This is a genomic window from Salinivibrio sp. IB872 (genome assembly GCF_001995345.1).
In the GTDB taxonomy this organism is placed as follows: Bacteria; Pseudomonadota; Gammaproteobacteria; order Enterobacterales; family Vibrionaceae; genus Salinivibrio; species Salinivibrio proteolyticus.
The window spans coordinates 1-9245 of the sequence record NZ_MUFO01000067.1 but is presented as its reverse complement, the minus strand read 5'-3'; the positions used below and the strand labels follow the sequence as shown (position 1 = coordinate 9245).

Sequence of the window (9245 nt, the reverse complement as noted above, 5' to 3'; positions counted from 1 at the left end):
AGACAGTTCGGTCCCTATCTGCTGTGGGCGTTGGATGATTGAGGGGAGCTGCTCCTAGTACGAGAGGACCGGAGTGGACGAACCGCTGGTGTTCGGGTTGTGTCGCCAGACGCATTGCCCGGTAGCTAAGTTCGGCACAGATAAGCGCTGAAAGCATCTAAGCGCGAAGCTGGCCCCGAGATGAGTCATCCCTAGGGCTTCGAGCTCTCTAAAGGGTTGTTCTAGACTAGAACGTTGATAGGCAGGGTGTGTAAGCGCTGTGAGGCGTTGAGCTAACCTGTACTAATTGCCCGTGAGGCTTAACCATACAACACCCAAGAGGTTTTGGGTTGGACTTAAAATAAAGCCAGTTGATTGTGGCGAGAACGAACAGCTTTCTAGATTTAGGAACGAATTTATCAAATACCTCCTTGTATTTGACCCTGACGGGCCGCACTGAAGTGCGTTAAATTTTTTTCCAGACAAAATTTTGCTTGGCGACCATAGCGCTTTGGACCCACCTGATTCCATGCCGAACTCAGTAGTGAAACGAAGCAGCGCCGATGGTAGTGTGGGGTCTCCCCATGTGAGAGTAGGACATCGCCAGGCTTGCTTTCTTGTTTTCAGATTTTTGAAAAATCTGAAGGCAAAAACGGCTCATCTTATTGATAGCTCGATGCTGTTGATGTCTGCGATGCTCATGTACTTACCGTACACTGCGCGTCTCGATTTAACATCCTCATCGCAACAAATAAGATAACGTTGATGTCTGCGATGCTCATGTACTTACCGTACACTGCGCGTCTCGATTTAACATCCTCATCGCAACAAATAAGATAACCTAATTAAAGCAGCTACATGTAAGACTTTGATTAGCAGAAATACCAAGCCCTGACCTGACGGTCGGGGTTTTTTTGTATCTTGAGGGTGTATCAGCCCTGTGCGCCTCGCTGCAAAATGCTCATCACACAGACACCAACCGACACTTTTTCCATATCTCTGACTACCTAATAGGCTGTATAAGACTTGGATCGCTATGCTGAGTACTGGCTGACGTGGGTTTTATCCATGCTGGATAGGCGTAAACACCTGATCGTACCAATGTCGTTATGCGTATTAAGACGAGGTTAGGAGGGACGTTTATGGTGACGCTATTTTATGACAGTTTGTGCCCGTTATGCGTCAAGGAAATGCGCAAGCTGTCACGTTGGGATAAAAACCAACAGCTCATACTGGAAGATATCCATCATCCCGATTTTGCAGCCCGTTTCCCCGATGTGGATCCCAAAGCCGCTAATCGCATTTTGCACGCCAAAGATAGTCAAGGACAGATGGTGTATGGTTTAGACGCAACCTATGCTGCATGGCACGCGGTAGGCAAGGGATATTGGGTGAGTTGGTTACGCTGGCCCGTGATCGCTTGGTTTGCAGACCAAGCTTATTTGTTTTTTGCCCGCCACCGGTATCGGATCTCCGCATTATTAACCGGGCAGGCACGTTGCCAACAGTGCCAGCTGAAATAAGGAAGGTTATGTCTTTGAGTGTGTTCGGCCATGATGACATCATGAGCATGGAAAAACGTTATCGCGCAGCCTTTATCAATAGCTTGTCAGGCTTTAAGTCTGCAAACTTATTAGGGACCAGCGACGCTGAACGACAAACGAACTTGTGTATGGTTAGCTCTGCTTTTCACCTGGGCGCGAATCCGGCGTTAATGGGAGTGATTATCCGACCTGATACCGTGGTGCGGGATTCTCTTGAAAACATTCGTCAGCTAGGTGTGTATACGCTCAACCATGTGAGTGAGGCGATGCTCACTGCCGCGCATCAGACATCTGCACGCTATCCTCACGACGTCTCAGAGTTTGATCAAGTGGGTCTGACGCCATTATGGCGAGAGCGCTTCAATGCCCCTTACGTGCAAGAAGCTGCGGTGCGCTTAGGATTAGTGTTGAGAGAAGAGCATACGCTGGCAATTAATGGTACACATTTACTGATCGGAGAAATCAGTGAAGTTCATGTGCCCGAATCGTGTGTCAAAGATGATGGCTACGTAGATATTGAACAAGCAGGCAGCGTTGCGGTTAGCGGTTTAGATAGCTACCACCGTACCGCACGCATTGGTCGGCTTAGCTACGCCAAACCGGATTGTTTCCCCGAGTGGCTTGATTAGCGGGTACGCGCCATGTAGTGGGCATCGACAAACTCGCCATTGCGAAACGCAAACTGTTTGGCGGTGCCTTCAATTTCAAAGCCAAACTTTTGATAGAGGTGGATCGCAGCCGCGTTATCCGTGTAAACGGTTAGCTCTATCCGTGATACGTTCAGCCAGTTTTCGGCTAAATCGATCGCTTTTTCCATTAGCGCACTGCCTATGCCGCGGCCTTGATAGGCATCATGAACGCCCATGCCAATATCTGCAACGTGGCGACGGCGAGGATTCGCGGCAATGACGAAGCCGAGATTACCGACCACTTTACCCTCCAGCTCGGCAACCAATGGGTATACGCCATCTGGTACGTTATTAAGCCGTTTTTCCCACATGGCGAGGCTTGGCATCGGCAATTGTAAGGTGCCTGCTTGCGCCTTGGGTTGCGCATAGATATCGCGTATCGCCGGAATGTCGTCGGCGTGGTATTGACGAATAATCAGAGACATAACACATCCTTGTGGTGAGCTTTCCTCTCTAATAAGCCATGGAAGCAAAGATAAATCAACAGCTTGTATTAATTAAGTCACTGATTATTCACTCTAAATGCAGATCAAGCGGGGTTTTACTCGCTCGCCCGCCAATTTCTCGGGTCAGTCGGGGGACCAAATAGCCTGAAAGTTGGCCGATAATGTCTTGCATTAAGGCGCGCGCTTTATCGTCTGAGACTAAAAAGTGAGCGGCGCCTTGGACTTTATCCAATACATGCAGGTAGTAAGGCAAAACGCCAGCCTCAAAAAGCCGTTGGCTCAGTGCCACCAACGCATCCGCACTGTCATTTACGCCTTTGAGAAGCACGCTTTGGTTAAGCAGCGTGATGCCTGCTTGTCGCAGCATATGGAGTTTGTGGCTTAATTCTGCATTAATCTCATTGGCGTGGTTGATGTGGGTGACGAGTACCACTTGTAAACGTGACCGCGATAAGCGCTCGGTAAACGCAGAGGTGACACGAGCGGGGATCACCACAGGTAGCCGTGAATGAATGCGTAGCCGCTTAACATGCGTTATGTCTTCGATGGCGCTGATGAGCCAATCGAGCTCCTCATCTTTGGCCATCAGCGGGTCACCACCGGATAAAATCACTTCATCAATCTCTTGATGGGCGGCGATATAGTCCAGCGCCCCTTGCCATACGCGTTTACTGCCTTTGTTGTCTTGATAAGGGAAATGGCGACGGAAGCAATAACGACAATTGATTGCACAGCCTCCTTTAACGATCAGTAAGACACGGTTGTGGTACTTGTGTAACAACCCAGGAATCGCATTGTCTTGTTCTTCCAGTGGGTCAGCGCTGAACCCGTCAACGTCATTAAACTCGTCGGCAATGGGGAGGACTTGCTTTAGCAGTGGATCATCAGGGTTTCCTTTTTCCATCCTAGCCACAAAACTGCGTGGCACACGTTGGGCAAAAAGGCGACGAGCACTAAATCCTGCCTCCCAGTCGGATGGTGAAATTTCAAGCAGTTGCAGCAGTTCCTTGGGATCTGTGATCCCCTCTGCGAGTTCTTTGATCCAGTTTCGCTCAACAGCAGGCTGGATTCGGGTTATGATGTGCGACATTTGTGAAAACTCGAAGATGTTAAGAGGATCAAGATGGCGTCTTTCAGCACCAATGAATTCCGCGGCGGATTGAAAATTATGCTCGATAACGAGCCGTGTGTCATTACCGAAAATGAGTTCGTGAAGCCGGGTAAAGGCCAAGCCTTCAACCGGGTTAAAATCCGTAAGCTGATTTCCGGTAAGGTTCTAGAGAAAACATTCAAATCAGGTGACAGCGTTGAAGCTGCCGATGTGATCGATGTGGAAATGGACTACCTCTACACAGATGGTGAGTTCTATCACTTCATGAACAACGAAACCTTTGAGCAAATCGCTGCCAACGAGAGTGCAGTGGGTGATAACGTCAAATGGTTAGTTGAAAACAACACCTGTACACTCACGTTGTGGAATGGTGACCCAATCGTGGTTACCCCACCTAACTTCGTCGAACTTGAAGTGACTGAAACCGATCCGGGTCTAAAAGGGGATACCCAAGGTACTGGCGGTAAACCCGCGACACTGATCACAGGGGCCGTTGTTCGTGTGCCTTTGTTTATTCAAATCGGTGAAGTCATCAAAGTGGATACACGCTCGGGTGAGTATGTAAGCCGCGTAAAATAATTGGCATTTCGAATGTCCGAGAAAAAAGCCCTGACCGAATTGGTTCAGGGCTTTTTTATATGCTTAGATGCTATACGACAAGGACGAGTAGCGCAGCAGCGACACTGACGGCAAAGGCGATGGCATAGCAAACCACTTTCCCGGCCAGTCCCACGTGCAGCTTAAGATCATGTAAACCATGATGGATGCGATGCATGGCATGCCACATCGGTAAGGCAAGGGTCGCCAAGATCAGCAACTTACCTAACCAGTGCTCCGCGAACATCATCACACGTTCGTAACTTAGGGCGGATGGGTCGATGATCCCAAGTGGAATTAAAACACCCAAAATCAAGACAGTAATCGGCGTGAACATGGCAAACCATGTACCGCCTGCACCAAACAGGCTCCACCATACTGGCTCGTCGGAGCGCTTAGGTTTTAAATCAATCATAACGCCTCCTAAATGATCACCAAGGCCAGCAACGAAATTACTGCAACGGCTCCCCATTGCGCCCCAATCACCCACTTGCCGTCGAGCAATTTTCCTTTGATACGAATCGGCATGACCTGCGGCATCATGCTAAAAAATGTCGTGGCATGAAACAGGCTTGCCGCCAGGGCGACCACGTTTAATAGGATCACCACAGGGTGGGCCATATAATCCAGCCAGCCTTGCCACGCTTGAGGGCCTTGTACGAGACAAATCAAACCCGCAGTGAGGCTCAGTGTGAAAAAGACCAAAGGCAGTACCGTGGCCTCGCGCACCATATAAAAGCGATAAAACGGATGATGCAGCCACCAAGTACGAGGCATGGGCCGCATATAAGGTTTACGGTTACTCATCCTGTTATCTCCTTGCCTTCTTTATTGGGGTTAAACATGGCGATCACCATATCTTGGGTAGAGGCAACCTTGCCTTGGTTGACCGCGCCCGCCGGGTCGACTCCTTTCGGGCAGACTTTTGAGCAGTAGCCCACAAAGGTACATCCCCATGCTCCGTTATCGCTGTTTATCAGTGGCATACGCTCATGTTGTCCCCCATCTCGGCTATCGAGGTTATAGCGATGGGCGAGGGTCAGTGCGGCTGGGCCGAGGAAGTCTGGATTGAGGCCAAACTGCGGGCAAGCGGCGTAACATAAACCACAGTTAATGCAGGCGGCAAATTGCTTGTAGCGCGCCATCTGCTCTGGGGTTTGTGTGTTAGGACCATCTTCAGGACGACGGTCGTTGCCGAGAATATAAGGTTTGATCGCTTCCAAGCGCTCAATAAATGGCGTCATGTCGACAATCAAATCTTTTTCGATAGCAAAGTTTGCTAGCGGCTCAATCAGTACGCCGTTCGGGTAATCGCGTAAAAAAGCCTTACACGCGAGTTTAGGCACGCCATTGACCATCATGCCGCACGAGCCGCAAATGGCCATGCGACATGACCAGCGATAAGCCAATGACTTGTCGAGATTGTCTTTGATATAGCCCAGCGCATCAAGCACAGAGAAGGTGTCGTCTCCGGGGACGACAAACTCCTGCGCGTAAGGTGCATCATCTTTTGCGGGATCGTAGCGAAGGATAGAAACTCTATAGGTAGCTTGCGTCATTGTGCTTGCTCCTCTTGTTGCCCCTCACTGGCCGCTTGAGCCTGCTCCGCAGCATCACCATACAAGCGGTCTTTCGGTTGAGACTTGGTGATCTTCACGTCACTGTAATCAATCCGTGGGCCACCCTTGGGTTGGTAAAATGCCAAGGTGTGCTTGAGGTAGTTGTCATCATCACGGGTTGTGCAGCCATCATCAAGGCGTTGATGGGCGCCACGAGACTCGCGTCGCTGAATGGCAGAATGCGCCATGGCTTCGGCCACTTCGAGCCCGTAACCTACTTCGATGGCATACAACAAGTCGGTGTTAAACACACTGCCTTGATCTTGGATGCTGATCTGTTGATAGCGAGCTTTCAGTTCGGCGATTTTATCAATCGTGGCTTGCATTAGATCTTCGCGACGATAAATACCACAGCCGGCTTCCATGGTGTCCCCCAGCTCTTTGCGAATATCTGCCCAGTTTTCTTCGCCTTGATGGCTCAAGAGCTTATCAATGCGTGCTTTAACGTCTTGGATCTGGGCATCGATCGCCGCTTGATTCCATCCCGTAAACTCACGTGTACGTTGTGCGGCACCTTCTCCGGCGAGTCGACCAAATACGGCCARCTCAGCCAGTGAATTCGATCCTAAGCGATTGGCGCCGTGCAGGCCGACGGAGGAGCATTCGCCCACCGCAAAGAGTCCTTTTACGCGGGTTTCGGTCTGGGCATTGGTTTCTATGCCCCCCATGGTGTAGTGGACGGTCGGACGAATTGGGATTGGCTCTTTGGCCGGATCGACGTTGACGTACGCTTTGGCTAATTCACAAATAAACGGCAACCGCTCTTGTAAGAAGTCTTCACCTAAGTGGCGCAAATCAAGGTGCACCACATCACCTAATGGATGCTTGATGGTGTTCCCTTTTTGTTGCTCGTGCCAAAAGGCTTGAGAGACTTTATCGCGCGGCCCTAACTCCATATATTTGTTTTTTGGCTCGCCCACTGGTGTCTCTGGGCCAAGGCCATAATCTTGCAAATAGCGATAACCATTTTTGTTGACAATAATTCCCCCTTCACCGCGACAGCCTTCGGTCATCAAGATGCCAGTGCCGGGCAAGCCTGTGGGGTGATACTGCACAAACTCCATATCACGTAATGGAATACCGTGGCGATAAGCCATCGCCATGCCATCACCGGTGACGATGCCACCATTGGTGTTACAGCTGTACACCCGGCCAGCACCGCCGGTGGCGAGCACCACAGATTTGGCTTTAATGCAGACCAGTTCACCTTCTGCCATATGCAGGGCAATAAGGCCTTGGATTTGGCCATCATCCACGATCAAGTCGACCACGAAGTATTCATCTAACCGCTGAATTTGTGGGTATTTAATCGAGGTTTGGAACAAGGTGTGAAGCATATGGAAGCCAGTTTTATCGGCGGCAAACCATGTACGCTCGACTTTCATGCCGCCAAAACGGCGAACATTGATGCTGCCATCGTCTTTACGGCTCCAAGGGCAACCCCATTGCTCTAATTGGATCATCTCTTCTGGGCAGTGCTTGACGAAGTAGTCCACAACGTCCTGCTCGCACAGCCAGTCACCGCCGCTAACGGTGTCATTAAAATGGTTGTCTAGGCTGTCTTCATCCTTGATGACGGCAGCCGAGCCACCCTCTGCAGCCACAGTGTGTGAGCGCATCGGGTAGACCTTGGACACCAGGGCAATATTGAGAGACGGATCCGCCTCAGCGGCCGCAATGGCGGTGCGCAGTCCAGCGCCGCCGGCGCCAATAACTGCAATATCTGTGGTGATGGTCTGCACGTTCATCCTCCAGTGTAGGGAAAGCCAGTGCTTGGCTTGTTTATTGTTCTGCCGACATGGTAGGCAATCCTCACCGAGTAAAAATTGATTCAGTTGGGGAATTGCAGCGATTTTGCGGGCGTGGGAGTTAAATTGCATAAAACTGTGAGGTGGGTCGTTAAGTGTCGGCGAGCTATGAAAAAACAGCGTTCTCTTACAAACAGAATGCGCACAGTGCCACGTTTACGTCGTGCTTCATCTTGGTGTACTGGTTGTTATTCGCCAGCGTGACGCTAGACTGACGCCATTCGCGCAATGAGAGATTGATATCATGACTCAAGCCTGTTCATGGCAGCCAACGGCCTCAATGACACAGTTGAAAAAACGATCGGCCATTATTGCCCGCATTCGTCAATTTTTTGCTGAGCGTGCAGTATGGGAAGTCGATACCCCAGCGTTGAGCCAAGCGGCGGTGACGGATGTGCATCTACACAGTTTTTCCACCTCGCTGGTCGGCCCTGGCTTTGCCAAGGGGTTACCCTTGTATTTGATGACTAGCCCAGAATTTCATATGAAACGATTACTGGCGGCGGGTAGCGGCGCCATTTATCAAATCAGTAAGGCATTTCGTAATGAAGAGGCGGGGCGTTATCACAATCCAGAATTTACCATGCTCGAGTGGTATCGACCGGATTTTGACCATCACCAGTTGATGGATGAAATGGATGCGCTGTTGCAAGCGGTACTCAAGTGCCAAGGTGCGACGCGAATGAGCTACCAAGCAGCTTTTCAATCATGCACTGGACTTTGTCCATTACGCGCGGATATTGACCAGCTACGAGCCCTTGCTGCCACCCAAGGGCTTGCTGATATCACTGAGGATGAAACCGACAAAGACACCTTGTTGCAACTGCTTTTCTCGGTGATGGTTGAGCCAAATATTGGTCAGCAGGCGCCGGCTTTTGTTTACGACTTTCCGGCATCTCAAGCCGCGTTAGCCAAAATCAGTGAGGCGGATCCACGTGTTGCACACCGTTTTGAGGTGTATTTTCAAGGTATTGAACTCGCCAATGGATTCTATGAGCTTCAAGATGCGCAGGAGCAGCGCCGCCGCTTTGAGGCGGACAATGCGATGCGAGTGGCAAGAGGTTTGCGCCCACAACCTATCGATCAACACTTACTCGCCGCCTTGGACGCGGGGCTGCCGGATTGTGCAGGGGTCGCGCTAGGGATCGATCGCCTTGTGATGCTCGCGCTCGGTTGTGATCACATTGATGCGGTGACCGCGTTTCCTGTCTCACGCGCGTAGCGCCGTAAGAAAAACGCCACCTTGCGGTGGCGTCAGACTGCTGACAAAGGTCTAGCTTTCGAGCTAGACCTTTGATCTAATAGGAGTGTCGCAATAGGGATGCTCCGGTATGCTTCAAGAACCTTCTCCACACCAATATGAACTTGAAATGGTGACGATGGAACAACTTGTTCCCCCCAAAGACCATCTTGTTCGTAAAATCGACCGTGCCATCGACTTCGAGTTTATTC

At 50.5% G+C, this 9245-nt stretch carries 10 protein-coding genes and 2 rRNA genes; 6 read left to right on the top strand and 6 right to left on the bottom strand.

The annotated features are described in order from the left end of the window. From BZJ18_RS16210 to BZJ18_RS16195, 4 genes are all read left to right on the top strand, one after another. Positions 1 to 307: ribosomal RNA gene (locus tag BZJ18_RS16210) — 23S ribosomal RNA — on the top strand; the annotation flags it as partial. A 165-nt stretch (positions 308 to 472) separates the two neighbouring features. Beyond that, positions 473 to 588: ribosomal RNA gene (gene rrf / locus BZJ18_RS16205) — 5S ribosomal RNA — on the top strand. 533 nt (positions 589 to 1121) lie between these two features. Further along, positions 1122 to 1502 carry a thiol-disulfide oxidoreductase DCC family protein gene (locus tag BZJ18_RS16200; RefSeq protein WP_077458298.1) on the top strand — a complete coding sequence of 127 codons (381 nt, stop codon included), beginning with the start codon at positions 1122 to 1124 and terminating at the stop codon, positions 1500 to 1502. A gap of 8 nt (positions 1503 to 1510) precedes the next feature. Then, entirely contained in the window at positions 1511 to 2152 is a 642-nt protein-coding gene (locus tag BZJ18_RS16195; RefSeq protein WP_069586861.1) for a flavin reductase family protein, read from the top strand. Here the strand turns inward: BZJ18_RS16195 and BZJ18_RS16190 are convergent. Continuing rightward, a complete protein-coding gene (locus BZJ18_RS16190; RefSeq protein ID WP_077458296.1) occupies positions 2149 to 2637 on the bottom strand; it encodes a GNAT family N-acetyltransferase in 489 nt (162 codons plus the stop codon). The genes BZJ18_RS16195 and BZJ18_RS16190 overlap by 4 nt on opposite strands. 88 nt (positions 2638 to 2725) lie before the next feature. Further along, complete coding sequence (gene epmB / locus BZJ18_RS16185) at positions 2726 to 3748, bottom strand: EF-P beta-lysylation protein EpmB (protein ID WP_077458294.1); 1023 nt, start codon at positions 3746 to 3748, stop codon at positions 2726 to 2728. A 33-nt stretch (positions 3749 to 3781) separates the two neighbouring features. Here epmB and efp point away from each other — a divergent pair, with 33 nt between their 5' ends. Then, the gene (efp, locus tag BZJ18_RS16180) at positions 3782 to 4348 is read left to right on the top strand and encodes an elongation factor P (protein ID WP_069586864.1); all 567 of its coding nucleotides are present in this window, start codon (positions 3782 to 3784) and stop codon (positions 4346 to 4348) included. A gap of 70 nt (positions 4349 to 4418) precedes the next feature. Here the strand turns inward: efp and frdD are convergent, their stop codons facing one another. Genes frdD through frdA form a run of 4 tightly spaced genes read right to left on the bottom strand, consistent with a single transcriptional unit; the run spans position 4419 to position 7727 of the window. Further along, on the bottom strand, positions 4419 to 4781 hold the full coding sequence (frdD, locus tag BZJ18_RS16175; RefSeq protein WP_077458292.1) for a fumarate reductase subunit FrdD: 363 nt from the start codon (positions 4779 to 4781) through the stop codon (positions 4419 to 4421). 8 nt (positions 4782 to 4789) lie between these two features. After that, a complete protein-coding gene (frdC, locus tag BZJ18_RS16170) occupies positions 4790 to 5173 on the bottom strand; it encodes a fumarate reductase subunit FrdC (protein ID WP_077458290.1) in 384 nt (127 codons plus the stop codon). Further along, on the bottom strand, positions 5170 to 5925 hold the full coding sequence (locus BZJ18_RS16165) for a succinate dehydrogenase/fumarate reductase iron-sulfur subunit (protein ID WP_069589731.1): 756 nt from the start codon (positions 5923 to 5925) through the stop codon (positions 5170 to 5172). The genes frdC and BZJ18_RS16165 overlap by 4 nt, the downstream gene beginning before the upstream one ends. Then, positions 5922 to 7727: a fumarate reductase (quinol) flavoprotein subunit gene (gene frdA / locus BZJ18_RS16160; RefSeq protein ID WP_077458300.1), complete on the bottom strand. Its 1806-nt coding sequence runs from the start codon at positions 7725 to 7727 to the stop codon at positions 5922 to 5924. The genes BZJ18_RS16165 and frdA overlap by 4 nt, the downstream gene beginning before the upstream one ends. A 310-nt stretch (positions 7728 to 8037) precedes the next feature. Between frdA and epmA the strand changes: the two genes are divergently transcribed. Continuing rightward, positions 8038 to 9015, top strand: a complete 978-nt coding sequence (epmA, locus tag BZJ18_RS16155; RefSeq protein ID WP_077458288.1) for an elongation factor P--(R)-beta-lysine ligase — start codon at positions 8038 to 8040, stop codon at positions 9013 to 9015. Positions 9016 to 9245: the final 230 nt, after the last annotated feature.